17 protein-coding genes are annotated in these 25042 nt (G+C 71.4%); 6 read left to right on the forward strand and 11 right to left on the reverse strand.

The annotated features are described in order from the left end of the window. Nucleotides 1-21: 21 nt before the first annotated feature. Nucleotides 22-1713: an extracellular solute-binding protein gene (locus ACH5AC_RS26410; protein WP_398864662.1), complete on the reverse strand. Its 1692-nt coding sequence runs from the start codon at nt 1711-1713 to the stop codon at nt 22-24. A gap of 386 nt (nt 1714-2099) precedes the next feature. On the opposite strand from ACH5AC_RS26410, the gene ACH5AC_RS26415 reads away from it, so the two are divergent. Next, complete coding sequence (locus ACH5AC_RS26415; RefSeq protein ID WP_398864663.1) at nt 2100-4919, forward strand: glycoside hydrolase family 3 C-terminal domain-containing protein; 2820 nt, start codon at nt 2100-2102, stop codon at nt 4917-4919. A 181-nt stretch (nt 4920-5100) separates the two neighbouring features. On the opposite strand, the gene ACH5AC_RS26420 is transcribed toward ACH5AC_RS26415, so the two are convergent. The 3 genes from ACH5AC_RS26420 to gabT all read right to left on the reverse strand — a co-directional run bounded on the left by ACH5AC_RS26420 (nt 5101) and on the right by gabT (nt 9234). After that, complete coding sequence (locus tag ACH5AC_RS26420; protein WP_398864664.1) at nt 5101-6546, reverse strand: aldehyde dehydrogenase family protein; 1446 nt, start codon at nt 6544-6546, stop codon at nt 5101-5103. 97 nt (nt 6547-6643) lie between these two features. Next, nucleotides 6644-7345 carry a phosphatase PAP2 family protein gene (locus ACH5AC_RS26425; RefSeq protein ID WP_398864665.1) on the reverse strand — a complete coding sequence of 234 codons (702 nt, stop codon included), beginning with the start codon at nt 7343-7345 and terminating at the stop codon, nt 6644-6646. Between the two features lie 554 nt (nt 7346-7899). Then, nucleotides 7900-9234, reverse strand: a complete 1335-nt coding sequence (gene gabT / locus ACH5AC_RS26430; RefSeq protein WP_398864666.1) for a 4-aminobutyrate--2-oxoglutarate transaminase — start codon at nt 9232-9234, stop codon at nt 7900-7902. A gap of 238 nt (nt 9235-9472) precedes the next feature. On the opposite strand from gabT, the gene ACH5AC_RS26435 reads away from it, so the two are divergent. Together ACH5AC_RS26435 and ACH5AC_RS26440 are read left to right on the forward strand one after the other, a co-directional pair. Continuing rightward, nucleotides 9473-11842 (forward strand): ATP/GTP-binding protein, encoded by a 2370-nt coding sequence (locus ACH5AC_RS26435; protein WP_398864667.1) that lies wholly within the window; start codon nt 9473-9475, stop codon nt 11840-11842. Nucleotides 11843-11945: 103 nt separating this feature from the next. Then, nucleotides 11946-13586, forward strand: coding sequence for a PucR family transcriptional regulator (locus ACH5AC_RS26440; protein WP_398864668.1), 1641 nt, complete (start codon nt 11946-11948; stop codon nt 13584-13586). A gap of 61 nt (nt 13587-13647) precedes the next feature. On the opposite strand, the gene ACH5AC_RS26445 is transcribed toward ACH5AC_RS26440, so the two are convergent. Genes ACH5AC_RS26445 through ACH5AC_RS26470 form a run of 6 tightly spaced genes read right to left on the reverse strand, consistent with a single transcriptional unit; the run spans nt 13648 to nt 20816 of the window. After that, nucleotides 13648-15066: an NAD(P)/FAD-dependent oxidoreductase gene (locus ACH5AC_RS26445; protein WP_398864669.1), complete on the reverse strand. Its 1419-nt coding sequence runs from the start codon at nt 15064-15066 to the stop codon at nt 13648-13650. A 22-nt stretch (nt 15067-15088) separates the two neighbouring features. After that, complete coding sequence (locus tag ACH5AC_RS26450; protein ID WP_398864670.1) at nt 15089-15889, reverse strand: ABC transporter permease; 801 nt, start codon at nt 15887-15889, stop codon at nt 15089-15091. Continuing rightward, nucleotides 15890-16819: an ABC transporter permease gene (locus ACH5AC_RS26455; protein WP_398864671.1), complete on the reverse strand. Its 930-nt coding sequence runs from the start codon at nt 16817-16819 to the stop codon at nt 15890-15892. Further along, a complete protein-coding gene (locus ACH5AC_RS26460) occupies nt 16819-17985 on the reverse strand; it encodes an ABC transporter ATP-binding protein (protein ID WP_398864672.1) in 1167 nt (388 codons plus the stop codon). Before ACH5AC_RS26460 ends, ACH5AC_RS26455 begins: the two co-directional genes overlap by 1 nt. A 5-nt stretch (nt 17986-17990) precedes the next feature. Next, nucleotides 17991-19241: a PotD/PotF family extracellular solute-binding protein gene (locus ACH5AC_RS26465; protein ID WP_398864673.1), complete on the reverse strand. Its 1251-nt coding sequence runs from the start codon at nt 19239-19241 to the stop codon at nt 17991-17993. 54 nt (nt 19242-19295) lie between these two features. Further along, the gene (locus ACH5AC_RS26470) at nt 19296-20816 is read right to left on the reverse strand and encodes a gamma-aminobutyraldehyde dehydrogenase (protein WP_398864674.1); all 1521 of its coding nucleotides are present in this window, start codon (nt 20814-20816) and stop codon (nt 19296-19298) included. Nucleotides 20817-21027: 211 nt separating this feature from the next. Between ACH5AC_RS26470 and ACH5AC_RS26475 the strand changes: the two genes are divergently transcribed. Next, nucleotides 21028-21597: an NADAR family protein gene (locus ACH5AC_RS26475; protein ID WP_398864675.1), complete on the forward strand. Its 570-nt coding sequence runs from the start codon at nt 21028-21030 to the stop codon at nt 21595-21597. A 589-nt stretch (nt 21598-22186) separates the two neighbouring features. On the opposite strand, the gene ACH5AC_RS26480 is transcribed toward ACH5AC_RS26475, so the two are convergent. After that, entirely contained in the window at nt 22187-22924 is a 738-nt protein-coding gene (locus ACH5AC_RS26480) for a DUF4190 domain-containing protein (RefSeq protein WP_398864676.1), read from the reverse strand. Between the two features lie 184 nt (nt 22925-23108). On the opposite strand from ACH5AC_RS26480, the gene ACH5AC_RS26485 reads away from it, so the two are divergent. Continuing rightward, a complete protein-coding gene (locus ACH5AC_RS26485) occupies nt 23109-24224 on the forward strand; it encodes an adenosine deaminase (RefSeq protein WP_398864677.1) in 1116 nt (371 codons plus the stop codon). A 37-nt stretch (nt 24225-24261) separates the two neighbouring features. Next, a complete protein-coding gene (locus ACH5AC_RS26490) occupies nt 24262-24945 on the forward strand; it encodes a glycerophosphodiester phosphodiesterase (RefSeq protein WP_398864678.1) in 684 nt (227 codons plus the stop codon). Nucleotides 24946-25042: the final 97 nt, after the last annotated feature.

Genomic DNA, 25042 nt, shown 5'->3' on the forward strand with positions numbered 1-25042 from the left:
TCTCCTTGCCTCAGCCGCGGGTCAGCTCGCCGAGCCGTTGTCGTCGAGCAGCTTCTGGTACCAGTCGCGCAGGCCGTCGCCGCCCTGGCTCTTCCAGTCGGACACCGCCTGCTGCACATCGCTGATCTTCTTGCGGCCGCGCACGACGTCGTCCTCCAACTGCTCGAAGTCGTCGGCGAGGTTGGTCCAGCGGTTGGGTTCGGTGATGGTCAGCCCGAAGAAGGGGCTCTTCTTGGTGAAGGCGCCCATGCGCTGCTGCCACTCGACGGTCCCCCGGGTGATGTCGGGGAACTCCGGGCGGGCCATGAACGCGGCCGGGTCGCCGGTGTAGTCGAAGGCGCCGTTGACCTCGTTCACACCTTGTTCGGTCTTGACCGGCAGGCCGTCCTTCATCTCGAAGTCGATGCCCTCGACGCCGTAGTTGGTGAGCATCCACTCCTTGGTGCCGTACGGGGCGGCACAGAAGTTGGCGATGGCGAGGAAGTCCTTGATCTGCTGCTCGGACGCTTTGTTGCTGATGAAGGTGAAGATGTTGGCGGGCTGGCTCGCCCAGAGGGTCGGGTCACCGCCGTCGGGGCCGAAGTAGTCGAAGACGCCCATCTCGAAGTCCGGGTTGGAGGTGCGCTGTTCGGAGGTCGCGCCCCACCAGCCGGAGATGTTGCCGTTGAAGACGAGGGTCTGGCCGGCCGTGAACCGGTCCTGAGGGTTGCCGCCCGTCTTGCCGGAGATGGCGTCCGGGTGGACCACCTTCGCCGCGTAGAGCTTGCGGGTCCACTCCAGGGCTTCGAGGTACTCCTCGGTCTCGATGCGGTTGACCAGCTTGCCGTCGACCAGGCCCCACCACAGCGCCTTGTCGCCGCCCGAGAAGACGCCGAAGATGTTGAACGCCGACCACTTCATGTCGTCGCAGGCCCACAGCTTGTTCCTGGCGTCGGTGGCCTCCTTCGCCCAGGACAGGAACTCGTCCGGGCTCTTCGGGGGGGTGTAGCCCTTCTGATCGAAGAGGTCCTTGCGGTACATCGGCGCGATGTCGCTGACGTACGAGGCGGGCATCGGTATCGCGCGCAGCTGGCCGCCGAAGATGGCGCGCTGCCACGCCTCGGTGGGTACGGCCGCGAGGTTCGGGTAGTCCTTGACCTTGTCGCCGGACAGGTAGGGGCCGAGGTCGGCGAACTTGGCGTTGATGGCGCTGGGGATCCGGCCCATCATGTTCCAGCCGGGGACGACCACCGCGTCGGGGATGTCGCTGGAGGCGAGGACCGCGCCGAGCTTCTGGTCGTAGGTGACGCCGTCCTGGTTCTGCCAGGTGACCTCGACGCCGATGGCCTCGTTCATGGCCTTGTAGTACGGGTTGTCGCCCTTCGGCGGGGTCCCCCAGAAGGGAGAAAGGATCTTCAGCTTGCCGCCGCTGCCCATCTTCTCCGCCACCGAGGTCTTCAGCTCGGCGAGGGGGATGGCCTTGGTGAAACCGACCGCGGAGCCGTTCTTCGAGGGGATGTCGGGGGTGACGACGCTGGAGGCCACGAAGGTCGGAAGGAGCTTCTGGGCGTCCTTCCCGGAGGTGGTCCCGTCCTTGCGGCCCTTCTGTCCGTCGCCGCCGCACGCGGCGAGCAACGGCATGCCTCCCGCCACCGCTGCGGTGACGACCGCGGTGGAGGCGAGGAAGCTTCTCCGGCTGGGCCCGGAGGAGACGGAAGCGGCGTTCGGCGTCATTGCGTCAACCCTTCATGGCGCACCAGGACACCCGGCGGTGGCCGTCGGCTGTGGTGTCGTGTCTGGAACTGGCTGAGCTGAAGCGTTCCCCCCGGCCTTGGACGTCGCAGGACTGCCCACCTCCCCGGTGGCGGTCCCTGGTCGAACGAGGCAGTCGAAGCGCTTCGATGTTGCTGTGAGGTTAAGTGAAGCCATGGGGGGGCACAAGGGTCGATGGGAGAATTCCTCGGAGGCGTAAGGCCCCTCGCTCCGGATGTGCGGTACTTGAAATAACGGTACGGAGACGAACTTGTTGCGCCGGGATGTCTTGACACCCACCCTTGCGTCGACTGAGCATCGAAGCGCTTCGAAAGCGTCTCCCCGCTCCATTGCAAAGGGAACCCCACGTGACCGCATCCATGCCGCCCGCCCTGCCCTTCCGCGATCCGCAGCTGCCGTTCGCGAAGCGCATCGACGATCTGCTGTCGCGGCTGACGACGGCCGAGAAGATCTCCTTCCTGCACCAGTTCAGCCCAGCCGTCGAGCGGCTCGGTCTCGCCCCGTTCCGCACCGGCCAGGAGGCCCTGCACGGCGTGGCATGGATGGGCCCGGCGACGGTCTTTCCGCAGGCCGTGGGCCTGGGCGCGACCTGGAACACGGACCTGGTCCGCCGGGTCGGCGAGGCGGTGTCCCGGGAGGTCCGGGCGATGCGCGCCCGCGACGAGCGGGTGGGCCTCAACGTCTGGTCGCCGACGGTCAACCTGCTGCGCCACCCCCTGTGGGGCCGCAACGAGGAGGGCTACTCGGAGGACCCGAAGCTGACCTCGGCCATCGCCGTCGCGTACACGCACGGACTGCGCGGAGACCATCCGACGTACTGGCGCACCGCCCCGGTCCTGAAGCACTGGCTGGCGCACAACAACGAGACCGGCCGTGACGTCACCTCGTCCTCGGTCCGCCCGCGCGTGCTGCACGAGTACGACCTGCGCGCCTTCCGCGAGACGGTCGAGGCGGGCGCGGTGGCCGGGGTGATGCCCGCCTACAACCTGGTCAACGGCCGCCCCAACCACGTCTCCCCGTATCTGCGTGAGCACCTGCGCGCCTGGACCGAGGAGGAGCTGCTGGTCTGCTCGGACGCGAGCGCGCCCTCCAACCTGGTCGACTCCGAGCACTACTTCGACACCCACGAGGAGGCGACGGCCGCCGCGCTCGTGGCCGGCGTGGACAGCTTCACCGACCACGGCACGGACGGCTCGAAGATCGCCGCGCGCGTCCAGGGCGCCCTCGACCAGGGCCTGCTGACCGAGGCCGACCTCGACACGGCGGTCCGCCGCCAGCTGTCGGTCCGCTTCCGCCTGGGCGAGTTCGACGGGTACGACGAGCCCGGTGCCTTCGACACGCCCGAACACCGGGCCCTCGCCCAGGAGGCCGCCGAACAGGCGATCGTCCTGCTGCTCAACGACGGAGTGCTGCCACTCGCACCCGACACCCGGATCGCGGTGGTCGGCGTGCTCGCCGACGAGTGCAAGCTCGACTGGTACAGCGGCACCCTGATCCACCGCTCGACGCCCCTGGAGGGCCTGTACGAGCGGTTCGGGGCCGACCGGGTGGAGTTCGCGGAGGGTGTGGACCGGGTCCGCCTGAAGACCTCGGCCGGTACCTTCCTGCACGTGCCGGAGGCGGACGCGGCCGACGCGGTGCGCGGCGCCGAGGGCGCCCTGGACCCGGCCCTGCTGGCCGGCCGTACCGATCTGCCGCCGCTGACCACGGACGCCGAGGGCACCGAGCTGGCGCTCGTCGGCTGGGGCGAGGGCCTGCTCACCCTGCGCGCCCCCGACGGCCGCTATCTCTCGGTCGCCGAGGACGGCTTCCTGCGCGCCTCCGCCGACCAGCCGGGCGGCTGGGTCGTGCAGGAGACGTTCCGTCTCGAACCCCACGACGGCGGTCACCTCCTCAGGCACGTCGGAACAGGCCGCCCTGTGTCAGTCGGCGCGGACGGTGTGAAGGTTGCCGACGATGACGACGTGAGCCCGGAGGTCTTCGAGCTGGTCGTCGCCGAGCGCGGCGAGGAGGCGGTGGCCCGCGCCGCCGCGGCGGCCGACGTGGTCGTGGTGGTGGCGGGCAACGACCCGCACATCAACGGCCGCGAGACCGAGGACCGTACGACCCTGCGGCTGCCCGACCATCAGGAGCGCCTCCTGGAGGCGGCCCGCACGGCGAACCCGCGCACGGTGCTGGCACTGGTGTCGGCCTACCCGTACGCCTTCGAGCCGGGCCGGCTCTCGGCCGCCCTGTGGACCGCACACGGCGGCCAGGCGGCCGGCACCGCCCTGGCCCGGGTCCTCGCCGGTGACGTCTCCCCCGCGGGCCGCCTCCCGCAGACCTGGTACGCGGACGACGCCGACCTGCCCGACCTGCTCGACTACGACGTGATCGGCTCCCGCCAGACCTACCTGTACTTCGAGGGCACCCCCCTCTTCCCCTTCGGCCACGGCCTGTCGTACGCCTCGTTCGGCTACGCGGACCTGTCGGTGGAGGTCGCCGGGCATGGCCTGCGGGTGACCTTCACGGTCACCAACACAGGCGATGTGACCGCCGACGAGGTGGCCCAGCTGTACTCCCGCGCGGCGGATCCGTCGGCCCCCCGTCCGCGCCGCGAACTGCTGGCCCACCGCCGTCTGACCCTCGCCCCCGGCGAGCGGGCCGAGCTGGCCTTCGACGTCCGCCTGTCCGCCTTCGAGTTCTGGGACGTGGCGCGCGGCGCCTGGCGCCTGGAGCCGGGCCCGTACGACGTCCTCGTGGGCTCCTCCAGCGAGGACATCCGCCTGCGTACGACGGTCACGCTCGACGGCGAGCCCGCGGCCCCCCGCCCGGTGCTGAGCCACGGCCTGTCCGCCGCCGACTTCGACGAGCAGAGCGGCGCGGACATCGTCGACCGTACGAAGGTCTCGGGCGACGCGGTGACCCCGGCGTCCGGCGGCACGGCCGAGCTGGTCTACCGCGCCTGCGACTTCGGCGGCGGCACGAAGGCCGTGACGGTCGAGGTCTCCGGAGAGGGTGAGGCGGAGCTGCTGGTGAACGGCCACACGGCCACCATCACGGCGCACACGCCGGACCCCTACGCCTACACCACTGTCGAGGCCCCCCTGCCCGCCGAGGGCGTCCACGACCTCCACCTCAGACTGCGCGGCCCTCTGCGGCTCGCGCACGTCGGCTTCTCCGGTTGAGGGTCCGGAGAAGCCGACACCAAAAGAAGGGGTCCGGCACCGGAAGGCATCGGTGCCGGACCCCTTCGCAGGGACAGCGATCTCGCGTCACTCACGACTGTACCTGAAAATGGTTCCCATTAGCCAGGGGTCAGTCGTGCCAAAAGCACCCGCACGACCGTCGTCTCCCGGTCCGGGTCGGTCAGAGAGCCAGACCCGTGAGGACCAGGACGCGCTCGTAGGTGTAGTCGTCCATCGCGTACTTGACGCCCTCGCGGCCGACGCCGGACTGCTTGGCGCCGCCGTACGGCATCTGGTCGGCGCGGTAGGACGGTACGTCGCCGATGACGACGCCGCCGACCTCGAGGGCGCGGTGGGCCCGGAAGGCGGCCTGGAGGTCGTGGGTGAAGACGCCCGCCTGGAGGCCGTACTTGGAGTCGTTGACGGCGGCGAACGCCTCCGCCTCGCCGTCGGCCTTCTGCACGGTGAGGACCGGGCCGAAGACCTCCTCGCAGGCGAGGGTGACATCGGCCGGTACGTCGGTGAGGACGGTCGGCGCGTAGGAGGCGCCGTCGCGCTTGCCGCCGGTGAGGAGGGCGGCGCCCGCGCTCACCGCCTCGTCGACCCACGACTCCACGCGCTTGGCCGCGTCCTCGCTGACCAGCGGACCGACGTCGGTGGCGGCGTCGGAGGGGTCGCCGGTGATTTGCGCCTCGACGGCGGCGACGATGCGCGGGAGCAGGCGGTCGTACACCGAGGCGTCGGCGATGACCCGCTGCACCGAGATGCAGGACTGGCCGCCCTGGTAGTTGGAGAACGTGGCGATGCGCGTGGCCGCCCAGTCGAGGTCGGCGTCGCTCGCGAAGTCGCCGAGGACGACCGCGGCGGCGTTGCCGCCCAGCTCCAGGGTGAGGTGCTTGCGCGGCACCGAGTCCATGATCGCGTAGCCGACCTTGTCGGACCCGGTGAAGGAGATCACCGGCAGCCGCTCGTCCTGGACGAGCGCGGGCATCCGGTCGTTGGCGACCGGCAGCACGCTCCAGGAGCCGGCCGGCAGCTCGGTCTCGGCCAGCAGTTCACCGAGGATCAGGCCGGACAGCGGGGTGGCCGGGGCCGGCTTGAGGATGATCGGCGCGCCGACGGCGATGGCCGGGGCGACCTTGTGGGCGCACAGGTTCAGCGGGAAGTTGAACGGCGCGATGCCGAGCACGACGCCCTTGGGGAAGCGCCGGGTCAGGCCGAGTCGGCCCTGGCCGCCGGCGTCTGTGTCGAGCCGCTGGGCCTCGCCTCCGTTGAAGCGCCGGGCCTCCTCGGCCGCGAACCGGAAGACGGAGACGGCACGGCCGACCTCGCCGCGCGCCCACTTGACGGGCTTGCCGTTCTCGGCGGAGATCAGCTGGGCGATCTCCTCGGTGCGCTCGGCCAGCCGCCGGCTGACGTGGTCCAGGGCGGCGGCGCGGACGTGCGCCGGGGTGGCGGCGAACTCGCCCCGCACGGCGTACGCGGCGGCCACGGCCTCCTCGACCTGCGCGTCGGTCGGCACGCTCACCGTGCCGACCAGGCGGCCGTCCCACGGGGAGGTGACGTCGAAGGTGTCCTCACCGGTGGCCTGGCGGCCGGCGAGCCAGAAGGCGTGGGTGGAAGTCATTGGTGATTCCCGGCCCTTCCGCGTTTGGGGGTGTGTGCTGGGGCTTTCGGGTCCACGGTAGGGGCGGGGAGGCGGCGGGGCGGTTGTCCGGGGCGTACTAGTGGCGGGTAGAGGTGCGCCGGTTTGGCGCGGTGGGGACGGGCGCGCGACGCAACACCAACCACACCAACCCCACCAGCATCACACCCAGACACCAGCTGGCCACCACATCGAGCGGCCAGTGGTAGCCCCGCCGCACCAGCCCGTACGACACCCCGAGCACGAGCAGCAGCGCCGCGGTGACGGCCAGGCGGCGGGCGAGCAGCGTGCCGAGCCAGGGCAGCAGCACCAGTGCGGCGGCCCCGTACGCGACCGCCGCGGTGGCCGTGTGCCCGGACGGGAAGTACCCGGTGGCGGGTGGCTCGACGGGCGTCGCCGGCCGGTCGGTCCACGCCTTCACCGGTACGACGGTCAGCGGCACCAGCGCCATGACGGCGAGCGCGGCGACGGGCGGCAGCCACCAGCGCGCCACACCGGCGCCACGCCGACGCAGCCCGGCATAGCCCGCCGCGACCGCCAGCGCCGGCACCGCGACCTGCACATTGCCGAGGTCGGAGAGGAACTCGGAGGCCCTGTCGACCTCGACCAGGGCGCCGCTGAGCCGCTCGTCCAGATCCAGCAGCGGCCCGCCGACGAGGACCTGCCAGGTGAACAGGGCGAACAGGAGGGCGGGCAACCCGAACAGGGCGGCGAGGGGAAAGGCGCGTCGGCGGACCGTCTCCGGCTCCTGCGTCTCCTGCTGCGGCGGACTGGTCGTCATGGGTTCCAGCTTGTCAGGAACTCTGAATCACCTGCCGGCGAGGTCGGCCCGGGCAGGGGCGCGGTCGGCACCGAGGGCGTCCGGCACCGTGACGGCGTCCTCCGCGATCCGGGCGATCGGGTACGGCTGTTCGTCGTACGCCCAAGGCCGGCCGACGCCGGACGCCTGGCGCCCGTGATCAGCAGGAGCTCAAAAAGAAAGACCCCGGTCTGCGCCGGGGCCTGTCAGGAAGAAGGAGGAGGAATGAAATGGAGGAAGGAGGTCGGCCACCCCGGAACAGGGGGGGGTGGTTCCGAGGTGGCCGTCCGGATCGGAAGTGCCGCGCGCCCCGGGGGGTTTGGGGCGGGCGGCCGTCCGATCGGTGAGGAGATCCGGAGCCTCACGGCCCCGGTGTGCGCGAGGGCACGACCAGGTCGAAGCTGGGGAGGCCCGGCCTGGTGCCGTCCACAGTCCCCTGTGGGCGGGGTGTATCTCTCATCTGCCTAGAACCTACGGCAGGGTCAGGCCGGACGACAGGGTCCATTCCGTCCCGCCATCCACCTCGCACACCTTCTTCACACGCTCTGCAGCGCCTGCTCGATGATGTCCAGGCCCTCGTTGAGCAGGTCGTCGCCGATCACCAGCGGCGGCAGGAAGCGCAGCACATTGCCGTAGGTACCGCAGGTCAGGACCAGCAGGCCCTCGGCGTGGCACGCCTTGGCGAGCGCGGCGGTCGCCTCAGGGTTCGGCTCCTTGGTCGTACGGTCCTTGACCAGCTCGATGGCGATCATCGCGCCGCGGCCGCGGACGTCGCCGATGACGTCGAACTTCTCTGCCATGGCGGTGAGGCGGGACTTCATCGTCGCCTCGATCGACTTCGCCCTGGCGTTGAGGTCCAGCTCCTTCATCGTCTCGATGGAGCCCAGCGCGCCCGCGCACGCCACCGGGTTGCCCCCGTACGTGCCGCCGAGGCCGCCCGCGTGCGCGGCGTCCATGATCTCGGCGCGGCCGGTCACGGCGGCCAGCGGCAGACCGCCGGCGATGCCCTTGGCGGTGGTGATCAGGTCGGGGACGATGCCCTCGTCCTCGCACGCGAACCACTGGCCCGTACGGCAGAACCCGGACTGGATCTCGTCCGCGACGAAGACGATGCCGTTGTCGTTGGCGAACTTCACGATCGCCGGAAGGAAGCCCTTGGCGGGCTCGATGAAGCCGCCCTCGCCGAGGACCGGCTCGATGATGATCGCGGCGATGTTCTCCGCGCCGACCTGCTTGGTCATCTGGTCGATGGCCTGCGCGGCGGCCTCGGGGCCGGCGTTCTCGGCGCCGGTCGGCCAGCGGTAGCCGTAGGCGACCGGCACCCGGTAGACCTCGGGGGCGAAGGGGCCGAAGCCGTGCTTGTACGGCATGTTCTTCGCGGTCAGCGCCATGGTCAGGTTGGTGCGGCCGTGGTAGCCGTGGTCGAACACGACGACCGCCTGGCGCTTGGTGTAGGCGCGGGCGATCTTGACCGCGTTCTCGACGGCCTCGGCGCCGGAGTTGAACAGGGCCGACTTCTTGGCGTGGTCACCCGGGGTGAGCTCGGCGAGCGCCTCGGCGACCTCCACGTAGCCCTCGTACGGCGTGACCATGAAGCAGGTGTGGGTGAAGTCGGCGAGCTGCGCGGAGGCGCGGCGTACGACGGCCTCGGCGGAGGCGCCGACGGACGTGACCGCGATGCCGGAGCCGAAGTCGATCAGGCGGTTGCCGTCGACGTCCTCGATGATGCCGCCGTCCGCGCGCGCGGTGAACACCGGCAGCACCGAGCCCACCCCCTGCGCGACCGCGGCGACACGGCGGGCCTGCAGCTCCTGCGACTTGGGGCCGGGAATGGCGGTGACGACGCGGCGCTCCTGCGGAAGGGCGGTCATGCGGGGCTCCTGGGGGTCTTGCGGGCACTTGTCTTCTTTTCTCGCAGGCTAGGGCGGGTCATGAGGGGTGGGCATGCTCCATGTGGGCGTTTTCCCGACGCCCCCTTGTCCGCCATGGACATAGCCAACCGAACCCCGATTCACCCACCCCCGGCCGCGTACCGGTGAACTCCCCTTGCCGGGGCGTTAGATTGACCGCTGATGGTGGACGGAACGGCTGGTCAGGGGGCAACGCTCGATGGACAGGGACGGCACGCAGGACACACGCGGCACCGCTGACCGCGCGATCCCCCGCCCGGCCGGCCCTCCACCCCTGGTCCCACCCCCGCCGCAGCACCGCCCTGACGTGCGGACACCGGTCGCCGAGTGGCTGGACGCGCCGCGCGCGGAGGCCGGGCCGGGTATCTGGCGGTTCCGGTACACGGCACCGCCCCCGCCGTCACCGAGCCGCAAGCTGGCGCCGGAGACCGTGCTCGGCCTGGCCATTCCCCTGATCGTCGGCGTCATCCTGCTGACCCTGTGGGCAGAAGGGCTGTTCCCGTACAAGACCGCGCTGATCCGCGTCCTCACCCCGGACGACTGGTGGTACGCGGGCACGGTCTGGCCCCGGGACAACACGGCATGGGAGCCGCTCGCCGCGCTGCACACCATCGACAGGGGCTTCTACATCGTGGTGGTCTGCGTCATGGGCTACCTCGGCAGCTGGACGACCTTGTTCCGGCACCTCCTGGCGCGCTGGCAGCAGCCGACCCGTGCGGTCATCACGGCGGTGAGCGCTCTGGTCATGCTGGCCCTGGTGTGGCCCCGCGCCTTTCCGCTCGTCGACGGCAACCCCCTGCCGATCGCCGATACCGTCTTCACGTTCGTCGCTCTTGTCGCCGGTGGCTGGGAAATCGTCGCATCGCCGCTGGTCACCTTCACGCTACGGACTCTGATCACGCTCGCCGTCCTGTACCCCTTCGCCCGCGCAGGCGACTGGATCCCCCTGCTCAAGCAGTGGCGGTCCACCCGGGCCGCGGGCCCTCGCCCCTCCGCCACTCCCACCACCGCTCCCCGCTCCCAGTGGCCCGACCTCCGGGACGTCGGTCAGCACGAGGCCGCTGATCTGCTGGCCTCCGAGGTCGTGGGCGGGCGGATGAACGACGTCGACTGCACGCGGGTCAGCCACGCCTTCGCGGCCGCCAGGCGCGACGCGGAGCTGGCCGGCTTCCGGGACACCGTGCTGCGGTACGCCGGTGCTGCCTGGACGCATCCCTCCGGGCAGCGGGACCTGGGCCGGCGGGACGCGCGGCATGATCTGCTCGTCGGGCAGGTGCGGATCGGGCGGTGGGTGGCCGGGGAGCGGGCGCCGCGGGCGTATCACGACGCGGGGGCGGCGCTCGGGCCGGAGGTGTTGGGGACGTCGTTGCTGGCCGTGGGCCCGTCCGGGTCGGGGAAGACCCGCACGCTCGTCGAGCCGGTGACCGAGGCGCTGGCGCTGCAGGCGCTCACGGGACGGTGCGCGGTCGTCGCCGTGTCCGCCCCGGGTCGCCCGCTCGGCGCGGACGCCGCCTTCGACGTCGTCGTACGGATCGGTGACCCCGCGTCCGTGTACGACCTCGATCCGTACGCCGACTCCGACGATCCGGACGAGGCGGCCGACATCCTCGCCGAGGCGCTGGTCGGCGACCTCGACACGGTCGGCGGGCAGAGCGCGGCCACCGCGCTGGCCCAGCTGCTCGGCCCCTACCGGGCGGCGCACGGACGCTTCCCGACCCTGCCGGAGCTGCGCGAACTGCTGGAGGGGGAGGAGAGCGCGCTGTCCGCGCTGCGGGAGGCGCTCGCCGCGCGCGGCGACGACGTCATGCGCCGCGAGCTGGACGCGCGCGTCCGGCAGACCGGCACCCCGGGCGACGCCGGCCGCGCCCTGGCCGACCGGCTGGCACTGCTGAACCGGCCGGTGTTCGCGGACTTCTTCGGCGGCGGCACGGCCCGGCCGTTCTCGCTGCGCGCGATCGCCCACCACCCGCTGCGCGTCCGGATCGACCTGCCCGAGCGCGGCCACGAGGAGGCCGGCCGGCTGATCACCCGGCTGGTCCTCGCACAGTTCCACACGGTCGTACGGCACTCCGGGCGCGCCCACTTCGCCGGGCTGGTCCTCGACGACGCGACCGGCGCGGTCACCGCCGAGTCGGTACGCCGCATCCAGCGGCTGCGCTCCCAGAACGCGGGCGTGCTGCTGACCCTGCGCTCGGTCGGCGACGTCCCGGAGGCGCTGCACGGCCCGCTGTACGGGGCGGTCGGCTGCCGGATGGCGTTCTGCGGGATCACCACCTGGGACGGCAGCCGGTTCGCGCAGACCTGGGGCACCGAGTGGGTGGAGACCACGGAGGTCGCCAAGCACACGGTCTTCGCGGACCAGCCGATGACCCGGGCCATCCACGCGCTGCGCAAGCTGGTGACGGGCAAGGCGGTGACGACGGACGCGGTGACCGTGCGGCAGGTGGAGCGGGAGCGGTGGTCGGCGTCGCAGCTGGCGCACGAGGTGCCGCCGGGGCACGCGGTGCTGTCGCTGACCCGGGTGGACGGTGAGCACACGCCTCCGCTCCTGGTCGACCTGCGGGGCTGAGAAGACGCGCCGGGGACCCCTCCAGTGAGGCAGAATCGCCCTAGGCCCTTCATACGCTGCGGCCAAGTGATCAAACCCGCTCCCTCGCTGACCTGAAGGTCCCATGCCGCCCACCCTCGCCTCGCTCGTCCACCACTCCGCGCTCAAACTGACCGTGCGCGCGGGCGAGGACCGCCTCGACGTGCCCGTGCGCTGGGCGCACGTCAGCGAGCTCGCCGACCCCGTGCCGTACATGGAGGGCGGGGAGCTGCTGCTGATCACCGCGCTGAAGCTGGACGCCGAGGACCCCGAGGCCATGCGGCGCTACGTACGGCGGCTGGTCGGCGCCGGGGTGGTCGGGCTGGGCTTCGCCGTCGGGGTGAACTACGAGGAGATCCCCAAGGCGCTGGTCGACGCGGCCGAGGAGGAGGGGCTGCCGCTGCTGGAGGTGCCGCGCCGCACCCCGTTCCTGGCGATCAGCAAGGCGGTGTCGGCGGCGATAGCAGCCGACCAGTACCGGGCGGTCACGGCCGGCTTCGCGGCGCAGCGCGAGCTGACCCGGCAGGCGCTGACGGCCGGCCCGGAAGGGCTGCTCGCCGCGCTCGCCGCGCAGGTCGACGGCTGGGCGGCGCTCTACGACGCCTCAGGGGCCGTCGTCGCGACCGCACCGGAGTGGGCGGGCCGCAGGGCGGCTCGGCTGACCGCCGAGGTGGAGCGGCTGCGGGAGCGGGCGGCGCCCGCGTCGGCGGTGGTCGGCGGCCCGGAGCACTCCGACCACGACGACCGGGTGGAACTGCACTCGCTCGGCACCGGCCGACGCCCGCGCGCCGCTCTCGCGGTCGGCACGGCCGCCGCCCTCGGCACGGCCGAGCGCTACGCCGTCCACTCCGCGATCGCCCTGCTCACCCTCACCACCGAACGCTCCCGCTCCCTGCACGCGGCCGAACAACGGCTCGGCACGGCAGTGCTGCGCATGCTGCTCGCAGGCGAGCCGGACCACGCCCGGGCGGTCGCCGGAGACCTGTACGGGGAACTGCTCGACGCCCCGTTCCGAATCCTCGTCGCCGAGTCGGCCTGGGCGAAGGCGCCCTGGACACCGGCTCAGTCTGCGCCCACCCCCGCCACTCCGGCCCCGGGCGACCCGCTGGACGGCCTCACCGAGGCGGTGGAGTCGGCCGCGGCCCGCTCCGGCGAGGCGGTCCTGGTCGTACCGGAAGGAGCAGGCCGGCTCGTCGTCCTCGCGGCGGACGGCGGCGCCGCGGTCACCGCCTGTACGGAGTACGCGGCAGCCCTGGAAGCCACCCGGACCGTCGGCGGCGTACGCGAGGCGATGGAGGACGCGGAGCTGGTCGTGGGCCTCTCGGCGCCGTCCGGTCCGATCGCTGCGGCCGCCGCCTACAAGCAGGCCGAGCAGGCGCTGTCGGTGGCGCGACGGCGGGGCAGGGTGTGTGTGGAGCACGAGCAGCTGGCCGCCGGTTCGGTGCTGCCGCTGCTCGCGGACGACGCGGTGAAGGCGTTCGCGGACGGTCTGCTGCGCGCCCTGCACGAGCACGACGCGACCGGGCGCGGCGATCTGGTGGCCTCGCTTAGGGCCTGGCTGTCCCGGCACGGCCAGTGGGACGCGGCGGCGGCCGACCTGGGCGTCCACCGCCACACCCTGCGCTACCGGATGCGCAGGGTGGAGGAGATCCTGGGCCGCTCGCTGGACGACCCGGACGTCCGGATGGAGCTGTGGCTGGCGCTGAAGGCAACAGCAACGGACTGACGAACGTTCACCGCAGCGTCGACATCAGGGACGCGCCGGTGCCGACCAGCGGGCGGCGGTCTCAGCTGTCGAAGCCCAGCCCCAGCCGGTCCATGGTCCGCAGCCACAGGTTGCGCCGCCCGCCGTGCGCGTCGGCGCGGGCCAGTGACCACTTGGTGAGGGCGATGCCGGTCCAGGCGAAGGGCTCCGGCGGGAAGGGCAGCGGCTTGCGGCGGACCATCTCCAGCTCGGTCCGCTCGGTCCGTTCCCCCGCCAGCAGGTCGAGCATCACTTCGGCGCCGAACCGGGTGGCGCCCACGCCGAGCCCCGTGTAGCCGGCCGCGTACGCCACCTTGCCCTGGTGGGCCGTGCCGAAGAACGCCGAGAAGCGCGAGCAGGTGTCGATCGCGCCGCCCCACGCGTGTGTGAAGCGCACCCCCTCCAGCTGCGGGAAGCAGGTGAAGAAGTGCCCGGCGAGCTTGGCGTAGGTCTCGGGCCGGTCGTCGTACTCGGCGCGCACCCGGCCGCCGTACGGGTAGATGGCGTCGTAGCCGCCCCACAGGATCCGGTTGTCGGCGGACAGCCGGAAGTAGTGGAACTGGTTGGCCGAGTCGCCGAGCCCCTGCCGGTTCTGCCAGCCGATGGCGTCGAGCTGCTCGGCGGTGAGCGGCTCGGTCATCAGCGCGTAGTCGTACACGGGTACGGTGTACGACCGCACCCGCTTCACCAGGTTCGGAAAGACGTTGGTGCCGAGGGCGACCTGGCGGGCGCGGACCTGTCCGTACGGGGTGCGTACGGCCATTCCGGCGCCGTACGGCTTCAGGGTGAGCGCGGGGGTGTGCTCGTAGACGCGGACGCCGAGCCGCAGGCAGGCCCGCTTCAGGCCCCAGACCAGTTTGGCGGGGTGGACCAGGGCGACGCCCCGGCGGTCGTACAGGCCCGCCTGGAAGGTCGGGGAGTCGACCTGTTCGCGTACCGCGTCGGTGTCCAGGAACTCCACCCCGTCGGCGAGGCCCCGGCGCTCCATCTCCTCGTACCAGTCGCGCAGTTCCCACGCCTGGTAGGTCTCGGTGGCGACGTCGATCTCGCCGGTGCGTTCGAAGTCGCAGTCCAGGGAGTGGCGGGCGACCGCCTTCTCGATCTCGTCGAGGTTGCGGGCGCCCAGCTCCTGGAGTCTGTGGATCTCGTCCGGCCAGCGGGTGAGTCCGTTGGGCAGGCCGTGGGTGAGGGAGGCGGCGCAGAAGCCGCCGTTGCGGCCCGAGGCGGCCCAGCCCACCTCGCGGCCTTCGAGCAGGACCACGTCCCGCCGCGGGTCGCGCTCCTTGGCGATGAGCGCGGTCCACAGTCCGCTGTACCCGCCGCCGACGACCAGCAGGTCGCAGCTCTCGGCGGCGGTGAGGGCGGGTTCGGGGCGGGGCCTGCCGGGGTCTTCCAGCCAGTACGGGACCGGCTGGGCTTCGGAAAGGGATTTCGTACAGTGATTCATGGCGCTTGGGGCCATGATTTCAACTCCCTACAGGGGTTTATGCCTTCTGCTTGTTTCTGCGGTTGCTGATGACCATGGAGGTCAGGACCAGCAGCACGGCGATGAGGAACATGGCCGTACCGATGACGTTGATCTGCACGGGTGTGCCGCGCTGCGCCGAGCCCCAGACGAACATGGGGAAGGTGACGGTCGCACCCGAGTTGAAATTGGTGATGATGAAATCGTCGAAGGAGAGCGCGAAGGCGAGCAGCGCGCCGGCGGCGATTCCGGGGGCGGCGATCGGCAGGGTGACCCGGAGGAAGGTCTGGAACGGGCCGGCGTAGAGGTCCTGGGCGGCCTGTTCCAGCCTCGGGTCCATCGACATGACGCGGGCCTTGACGGCCGTCACGACAAAGCTGAGGCAGAACATGATGTGGGCGATCAGGATCGTCCAGAAGCCGAGCTGGGCGCCCATGTTGAGGAACAGGGTGAGCAGCGAGGCGGCCATGACGACCTCGGGCATCGCCATCGGCAGGAAGATCAGCGAGTTCACGGCGCCGCGGGCGCGGAAGCGGTAGCGGGCGAGCGCGAAGGCGATCATGGTGCCGAGGGCGGTGGCGCCGAGGGTCGCCCAGAAGGCGATCTGGAGGCTGACCGAGAGCGAACCGCACAGACCGGAGACGCCGCACGGGTCTTTCCACGCGTCGGTGGAGAACTGCTGCCATTCGTAGTTGAAGCGTCCCTTCGGTTTGTTGAAGGAGAACACCGTGACGACGACGTTCGGCAGCAGGAGATAGGCGAGCGTGAACAGTCCGGCGATGACCACGAGATGGCGCTTGAGCCAGTTGACGAAGGGCATTTAGACCAGATCCTCCGTCCCGGACCTGCGGATGTAGAAGGTGACCATGAAAAGGATCGCGGCCATCAGGATGAAGGAGAGGGCCGCGGCCGTCGGATAGTCCAGGACGCGCAGGAACTGCGTCTGGATGACATTGCCGATCATGCGGGTGTCGGTGGAGCCGAGGAGTTCGGCGTTGACGTAGTCGCCGGAGGCCGGGATGAAGGTCAGCAGCGTGCCGGAGACCACGCCCGGCATCGACAGCGGGAAGGTGACCTTGCGGAAGGTGGTGACCGGCCGGGCGTAGAGGTCGCCGGCCGCCTCGTGCAGCCGCCCGTCGATGCGCTCCAGGGAGGTGTACAGCGGCAGGATCATGAACGGCAGGAAGTTGTACGTCAGGCCGCAGACCACCGCGAGCGGGGTGGCGAGCACCCGGTCGCCGGAGGTCATGCCGAGCCAGCTGGTGACGTCCAGGACGTGCAGGGTGTTGAGGACCTCCACGACCGGGCCGCCGTCCGCGAGGATCGTCTTCCAGGCGAGGGTGCGGATCAGAAAGCTGGTGAAGAAGGGCGCGATCACCAGGATCATGATCAGGTTGCGCCAGCGGCCCGCGCGGAAGGCGATCAGATAGGCGAGCGGGTAGCCCAGCAGCAGACAGAGGAAGGTCGCGGTGCCGGCGTAGAGCACCGAGCGCAGGAACTGCGGCCAGTAGTCGCCCAGCGCGTCCCAGTAGGTCGCGAAGTGCCAGGTGACCTTGTAGCCCTCTTCCAGGGAGCCCGTCTGCACGGACGTGGACGCCTGGTAGATCATCGGCAGCGCGAAGAAGACGACCAGCCAGAGCAGTCCGGGCAGCAGCAGCCAGTACGGCGTCCAGCGGCCGCGCCTGCGCGGGGGCTTCTTCTCGGGTGCGGCGGGGGTGAGAGGCGGCGGCGCCTCGGTGATCGTCGACATCAGGCGGCCGCCTCTTCCTCGGTACCGGCGGCGTCGACTGTCCCAGCAAGCAGGGACTGGGCCGCGTCCAGCCCGAAGGTGTGCGCCGGGCTCCAGTGCAGGACCACGTCGGCGCCGGGCACGAGGCGGCCGTCGCGCTCGACGTTCTGGACGTAGACCTGGAACTCGGGGCAGGCGGGGGTGTCGATGACGTACTGCGTCGATACGCCGATGAAGCTGGCGTCGGCGATCCTGCCGGTGACGCGGTTGCGGCCGCCGGGGATCTCGCCCGCGTCGTCGGCGTGGGTGAGGGAGATCTTCTCGGGGCGGATGCCGACCAGCACCTTGCCGCCGGTCGTGGTGGGCGCGGCGCAGCGGGCCTCGGGCAGGACGAGCTTGCCGCCGCCCGCCCTCAGGACGATGTCGTCGCCGCTCTTGGTGTCGACCTCGGCCTCGATGAGGTTGGAGGTGCCGAGGAAGTTGGCGACGAACGTGGTGCGCGGGTTCTCGTAGAGGTCGGCGGGCGAGCCGAGCTGTTCGACGCGGCCGGCGTTCATCACGGCGACCGTGTCGGCCATGGTCATGGCCTCCTCCTGGTCGTGGGTGACGTGCACGAAGGTGATGCCGACCTCGGTCTGGATGCGCTTGAGCTCCAGCTGCATCTGGCGGCGCAGCTTCAGGTCGAGGGCGCCGAGCGGCTCGTCGAGGAGGAGCACCTTGGGGTGGTTGATGAGCGCGCGGGCGACGGCGACGCGCTGCTGCTGGCCGCCGGAGAGCTGGTGCGGCTTCTTGCGGGCCTGCTCGCCGAGCTGGACCAGGTCGAGCATCTCCTCGACCTGCTTCTTCACGCTCTTGATGCCGCGCCGGCGCAGGCCGAAGGCGACGTTCTCGAAGATGTCGAGGTGCGGGAAGAGAGCGTAGGACTGGAAGACCGTGTTCACCGGGCGTTTGTGGGGCGGCAGCGCGGTCACGTCCTGGTCGCCCAGCGAGACCGTGCCGCTGGTGGGCTCCTCCAGGCCGGCGATCATGCGCAGGGTGGTGGTCTTGCCGCAGCCGGATGCGCCGAGCAGGGCGAAGAAGGAGCCCTGGGGCACGGTCAGGTCGAGCGGGTGGACGGCGGTGAAGGCGCCGTAGGTCTTGCTGATGCCGGAGAGGCGGACGTCGCCGCTGTTGTCTGTTGTCTTCATCGTCGTCACGCCCCAGTCAGCTTCGCGAACTTCTCTTCGTACTTCGTCTCTTCCTCCGCGCTCAGCGAGCGGAAGGCGCGCGACTTGGCCTGCATGGCCTTGTCGGGGAGGATCAGCGGGTTGTTCGCCGCGTCCTCGTCGATCTTCGCGAGCTCTTCCTGCACGCCGTCGACGGGGCACACGTAGTTGATGTACGCGGCGAGTTCGGCGGCCGCCTTGGGCTCGAAGTAGTAGTCGATGAGCCGTTCGGCGTTGGTCTTGTGGCGCGCCTTGTTGGGGATCAGCAGGTTGTCGCTGGACGTCAGGTAGCCGCTGTCCGGGATGAGGAAGTCGACGTCGGGGTTGTCCGCCTGGAGCTGGACGACGTCGCCGGCCCAGGCGAGGCAGGCGGCCATGTCGCCCTTGGTGAGGTCGGCGGTGTAGTCGTTGCCGGTGAAGCGGCGGATCTGGCTCTTGTCGACGGCCTTCTGCAGGCGGGCGATGGCCGCGTCGTAGTCGTCGTCGCTGAACTTCCCGGGTTCCTTGCCCATGTCGAGGAGGGTCATGCCGACGGTGTCGCGCATCTCGGTGAGGAGGCCGACCCGGCCCTTGAGCCTGGGATTGTCGAGCAGGTCGGAGAGCGACTTCACCTCGGCGCCGTCGAGGGCCTTCTTGTTGTAGGCGATGACGGTGGAGATGCCCGTCCAGGGGTACGAGTAGGCGCGTCCCGGGTCCCAGTCGGGTGACCGGAACTGGCTCGACACGTTGGCGAAGGCGTGCGGCAGGTTGGAGGCGTCCAGCTTCTGGACCCACCCGAGGCGGATGAGGCGGGCGGCCAGCCAGTCGGTGACCACGATGAGGTCGCGGCCGGTGTCCTGGCCGGCGGCGAGCTGCGGCTTGATCTTGCCGAAGAACTCGTTGTTGTCGTTGATGTCCTCGGTGTACTTGACCTTGATGCCGGTGCGCTCGGTGAAGGCGTCGAGTGTGGGATGGTGTTTGCCGCTGTCGTCGACGTCCATGTACTCGGTCCAGTTGGAGAAGTTGACGGTCTTCTCCTTGTCCGAGTGGTCCTCGGCGGACGTGCCGCCCTCGGTCCTGCCGGCCGCGGGGATCCCGCAGGCGCTGAGCGCCCCGAGTCCGCCCAGTGTCAGCGCGCCGCCCGTGGAGGCGCGCAGCAGCGACCGGCGGGTCATGGCCGCGCGGCCGTTGCTCAGGCTGCGCCGCACGGCGGCGGCTCGGGCCGGTGTCAGGCGGTCGTCGGGCTCGTACTGCTCCATGCGCGTGGTGCCCTTTCGGGAGGGTGGGCGGCCGCGGGTCAGGCGGCCTGTCTGCTATCGGTCCCCGAAGACGGTGCGGTGCCAGTCCTTCTCGGCCACCGCGGTGTTGTCGAACATGACGTGCTTGATCTGCGTGTACTCCTCGAACGAGTACGGTGACATGTCCTTGCCGGAGCCGGACTGCCGGTAGCCGCCGTGCGGCATCTCGCTGATGATCGGGATGTGGTCGTTGACCCACACGCACCCGGCCTTGATCTCCCGTGTCGCGCGGTTCGCCCGGAAGACGTCCCGGGTCCACGCGGACGCGGCCAGCCCGTACGGGGTGTCGTTGGCCAGGGCGATTCCCTCGTCGTCGCCGTCGAAGGGCAGGACCACCAGGACCGGGCCGAAGATCTCCGACTGCACGACCTCGCTGTCCTGGGGCGCGTCGGCGATGAGGGTGGGGCGGTAGTAGGCGCCGTTCTCGAGCTCGCCCTGGGGAGCCTCGCCGCCGGTCACCACGCGCGCGTAGGCGCGTGCGCGGTCGACGAACCCGGCGACGCGGTCGCGGTGGACGTGGGAGATCAGCGGGCCGAGATCGGTTCTGGCCGCGAAGGGGTCGCCGACGCGGACGGTCTCCATGAGGGCGGCGGTGCGTTCCAGGAAGGCGTCGTACAGGGGCCGCTGCACGTACGCGCGTGTGGCGGCCGTGCAGTCCTGCCCGCTGTTGATGAGCGCGCCGGCGACCGCGCCGTTGACCGCGGCCTCCAGGTCGGCGTCGTCGAAGACGACGAAGGGGGCCTTGCCGCCCAGCTCCAGGTGGATGCGCTTGACGGTGGCGGTGGCGATCTCGGCGACCCGCTTGCCGACGGCGGTGGAGCCGGTGAAGGAGGTCATGGCCACGTCCGGGTGACCGACGAGGTGCTCACCGGCCTGCTTCCCCGTGCCGGTGACGATGTTGACGACCCCGTCCGGGATCCCGGCGTCGGTGGCGGCCTGGGCGAACAGCAGCGAGGTGAGCGGGGTCAGCTCGGCGGGCTTGAGCACGATGGTGTTGCCCGCGGCGATCGCCGGGAGGATCTTCCAGGCGGCCATCTGGAGGGGGTAGTTCCAGGGGGCGATGGAGCCGACGACGCCGATGGGTTCGCGGCGGACGTACGAGGTGTGGTCGCCGGAGTACTCCCCCGCGGACTGCCCCTGCAGATGCCGGGCCGCCCCCGCGAAGAAGGCGGTGTTGTCGATCGCCCCCGGGACGTCGAACTCCCGGGTCAGCTTGAGCGGCTTGCCGCACTGGAGCGACTCGGCGCGGGCGAAGTCCTCGGCGCGCTCGGCCAGCACGGCGGCGAACCGGTGCAGGGCCTCGGAACGCTCGGCGGGGGTGGCTCCGGACCAGCCCGGGAAGGCGGCGCGGGCGGCGGTCACCGCCGCGTCGACATCGGCGGGGCCGGCCAGCTCGTACGTGTAGACCTCCTCGCCGATGGCCGGGTCGACCACGGCGTGGGTGCGGCCCGAGGTGCCCTTCGTCAGCCGGCCGGCGATGTACTGCGCGCCGGCCGCGAGTCGTTCCTGTGCGGGGAACCGGTCCCGGTTCTGCATGTGGCTCTCCTCCGCCGTCGCCCCTGCGGTGCGCGGGGCGGGTGGCGTAGCTCCAGCTCGATTTGAGTGCCGATCCTGACAGAGGGGCGGCACTCCAACAAGGGATTCCGTTGTTGCCTTTTGGTTACGCGACGGAATCTGTCGACCAGGTGTCGAGTCGTCGCGGAAGACCCGGGACGGTTTGTCAGTGGCGCGTGCCACACTCGCGGGCATGAGTACGAGCACGGGGAAGATCGGATCGCTGGAGGAGCTGGTCGGGGCGGTCCGGGCGGGGGCCCGCGTCAAGTATCTGCACTTCTGGGGGCACCGGCCGCGGCCGGACGGAAGCCTCGGTGCGAGCTGTCTCAGCCAGTGGTGGCCGTCGCCGTTCACCGTCGACGGCGTCACCTATGCGACGGCCGAGCACTGGATGATGGCGGGCAAGGCGCGGCTCTTCGCGGACCCGGAGGCGGAGCGGCGGGTGCTGGCCGCCGACCATCCGTCACTGGCCAAGAAGGAGGGGCGGCTGGTTCGCGGCTTCGACGAGACGGTGTGGGAGCGGGAGCGGTTCCGCATAGTCGTCGAGGGCAGCGTCCACAAGTTCGCCTCGGACCCCGCCCTGCGCGCCTTCCTGCTCTCCACCGGCGACCGCGTGCTGGTGGAGGCGAGCCCGCTGGACCGCGTCTGGGGCATCGGCCTCGCAGCCGACGACGAGGCGGCGTCCGACCCACAGCGCTGGCAGGGCCCGAACCTCCTGGGCTTCGCCCTGATGGCAGCACGGGAGCGGTTGCGCGGGGCATGAGCCCTGGCGTCGGCGGTACGGGCTGTGCGAGGCGGGCTGATCCTTCGGCGCCGACGATTAGGGCCGCGCGGACGCCTCAGCCTTGGGCGCCGACGGTTCGGAAACGCGGGGCCCTGGGCCGTCAGCGCTGGTGGTCCGGGAACACGGGGGGCCTGAGCCCTCAGCGCCGACGCTGGGGCCGCGCGGACGCCTCAGCCCTCAGCGCCGAGGGCTCGGGAACACGGGGCCTGGGCCTTCTGCGCTGGTGGTCCGGGAACGCGGGCGTCTGGGCCTTCAGCGTCTACGATCCAGGCCATCCGGCGTACGAGCCCCCGCCTCCGACCGCCCAAGCCACCCGGGGGCCGAGTCTCGGCCCCCGAGGGTCCAGACCACCCCGGAACGAGCACCGGCCATCGGCGCCGTTCAGCCCATCGGGGCAGGCCGGGCCCCCGACCACCGACGTCCAAGCCATTACACCCGGGCACAAGCGCCGACCGTCGGGCCGTTCATGCCATCCGAGGACCGAGCCCTCGCCACCGGGCGCCCAAGTCACTCAGGGTCAGAGCTCCGGCGGTCCAGGCGCCAGCCGAAGCCATCGGGCGCCGTGTGTTCAGGCGGTGGCGAGGAGGAGCACCATTCCGATGCCGAGGACGAAGCCCGCGGCGCCGCAGATGATGCCGGCCAGGGCGTGGCCCGGGTTGGACGCCTCGCCGCGGTTCGCCTTGGCACGGCCGATCACGCCGAAGATCACCGCGAGCACGCCGAGGACGATCGCGAGGGGCCAGAGGCAGAAGCCGGCGGCCGCGACGATGCCGCACACCATCGAGGCGATACCCATGCCGTTGCTCTCGGGCCGCAGCCCGGGCCAGCCGTAGGGTCCCGGAGGGGGCGGGTAGCCGTACCCGGGAACGCCTGGATAGCCGTACGGCAGGTGTCCCGGACCGTCCGGGGCGATGGGCGGCGGTGGTACGGCGCCGTCCTGGCCGTACGGGGGCGCGAAGGGGTTCGGTGGCGGGTAGGAGCTGAGCGGCGCGCTGAGGGCGGGCGGGGCGAAGGGGTTGGCCGGGGGGTGGGCAGGGCCGTCCGGCAGGGGCGTCGGGCCGGGGAGAGAGATGATCGTTTGCTGGCCGTGAACAGGGGGCGGCGGTGCGGGCTGGTGCTGCACGGCCGGCGGCGGGACCGAGGCCAGGGTGGTGCCGGGGCCGGGTGCCGCGTCCGTCGGCTCCGGGGTCAGCGGGGTCCCGGCCTTGTCCAGCCGTACGTGCGAGGCAGCCATGTCCTCGGCCGGTGCCGGTCCGGAGGCCGCCGCGTGCTCCGGCGCCTCGGGTGCGGGCGCGTCGTCGGACATACGCGGATTCCCCCTTCGTCGGATGTGCCGTCATGGTACGGGCAGGCCCTGTCCCCGCCGGTCCCGGCCTAGGATGATCCCGAGTCACCGATCAGCCGATCACCGCGTCCCGCCCGCCGACGCCAGGCCACCGCCAAAGCCACCGCCGAGGTCGCCGCCGGGGACGCCGTCCCGGGGAGGACCCTTGACCGACCGCAGCGACGCACTCACCGGCCCCACCGCGCCCGCCACGCCGACCGGCCCCACCAGCGACATCGCCACCGGCGCAGCACGCGACACGCACGCCTTCATCGCCGGACTGCCCAAAGCCGAACTGCACGTCCACCACGTCGGCTCCGCCTCCCCCCGCATCGTCTCCGAGCTGGCCGCCCGGCACCCCGACTCCAAGGTCCCCACCGACCCCGAGGCGCTCGCCGACTACTTCAGCTTCACCGACTTCGCGCACTTCATCGACGTCTACCTGTCCGTCGTGGACCTGATCCGCACCCCGGAGGACGTCCGCCTGCTGACCTTCGAGGTGGCCCGGGAACTGGCCCGACAGCAGGTGCGCTACACCGAGCTGACCATCACGCCGTACTCCTCCACCCGGCGCGGCATCGACGCGCGCGCCTTCATGGACGCGATCGAGGACGCCCGCAAGGCGGCGGAGGCCGAGTTCGGGACCGTACTGCGCTGGTGCTTCGACATCCCCGGCGAGGCCGGCCTGGAGGCCGCCGAGGAGACCGTACGGCTCGCCACCGACGACCGGCTGCGCCCGGAGGGCCTGGTCTCCTTCGGCCTCGGCGGCCCCGAGATCGGCGTACCGAGGCCGCAGTTCAAGCCGTACTTCGACCGCGCCATCGCCGCCGGGCTGCGCTCCGTACCGCACGCCGGGGAGACCACCGGCCCCCAGACGGTGTGGGACGCGCTGACCCACCTGGGCGCCGAGCGCATCGGCCACGGCACCAGCTCCGCGGGGGACGAGAAGCTGCTCGCCCATCTCGCCGAGCACCGCATCGCCCTGGAGGTGTGCCCGACGTCGAACATCGCCACCCGCGCGGTCCGCACCCTCGACGAGCACCCCCTGACGGACTTCGTCGAGGCCGGCGTCCTGGTCACCGTCAACTCCGACGACCCGCCCATGTTCGGCACCGACCTCAACAACGAGTACGCCGTCGCCGCCCGCCTCCTCGACCTCGACGAGCGCGGTCTGGCCGACCTCGCGAAGAACGCGGTGGACGCGTCCTTCCTGGACGAGCCCGGCAAGGCGCGGATCAGGGCGGAGATCGACACGTACACCGCCGACTGGCTCGCCCCCTGATCTCCACCCCAGCCGCCGGTCCCCGCACAATGGCCCCATGCAGACGCTGACTGCCGTGGCCCATCGCGGCGACCCCTACCGTTTCCGGGAGAACACGCTCGACTCGCTGCGATCCGCGCTGCGCCTGGGCGCGGACGCGGTGGAGGTCGACGTACGGCTCACCAGGGACGGTGTGCCCGTACTGCTGCACGACGAGACCCTGAAGCGGCTGTGGGAGCAGGACCGGCCGCTGCTGTCGCTGTCGGCCGCGGAGGTGCGGGGGCTGACGGGCGGCGCCGTGCCGACGCTGGCCGAGGCGCTGGCGGCGACCGAGGGCAGCCGGGTGATGCTCGACCTGCCGGGCACCCGCGAGGTGCGGGTCGCCCGCCGGATCGTGGACGCCGTACGGGAGGCCGGTGCGGAGGACCGCGTGTACTACTGCGCCGACGCCCGGGCCATGCTCGCGGTGCGCGCGGCCGACCCGTCCGCCGAGATCGCCCTGACCTGCACCAGCCTCGCTCCCCCGCGCCCGGTCCTGGTCGACGCGGTCCGCCCGCGCTGGCTCAACTACCGCTGGTCCCTGGTCAACCGCGCCCTCGCCGCCCGTGTCCACCACGACGGCCTCCTCCTGTCCGTCTGGACCCCGGACACCCGCCGCACCATGCGCCGCTTGATCGACCTGGGCGTCGACTCGATCACCACCAACCGCGTCGACGTCCTGACGGCCCTGCGCACCATGTGACCGACCTCGCCGAAGACACGATCACCCCGGCACCGCCGAACCTGAAACCGCCCCGCACATGGCTCCCCGGACTCGGCGGCCCCCGGACGACCCCGCG

The sequence above is a fragment of the Streptomyces sp. NPDC018693 genome, from assembly GCF_044391385.1.
Taxonomy (GTDB): Bacteria; Actinomycetota; Actinomycetes; order Streptomycetales; family Streptomycetaceae; genus Streptomyces.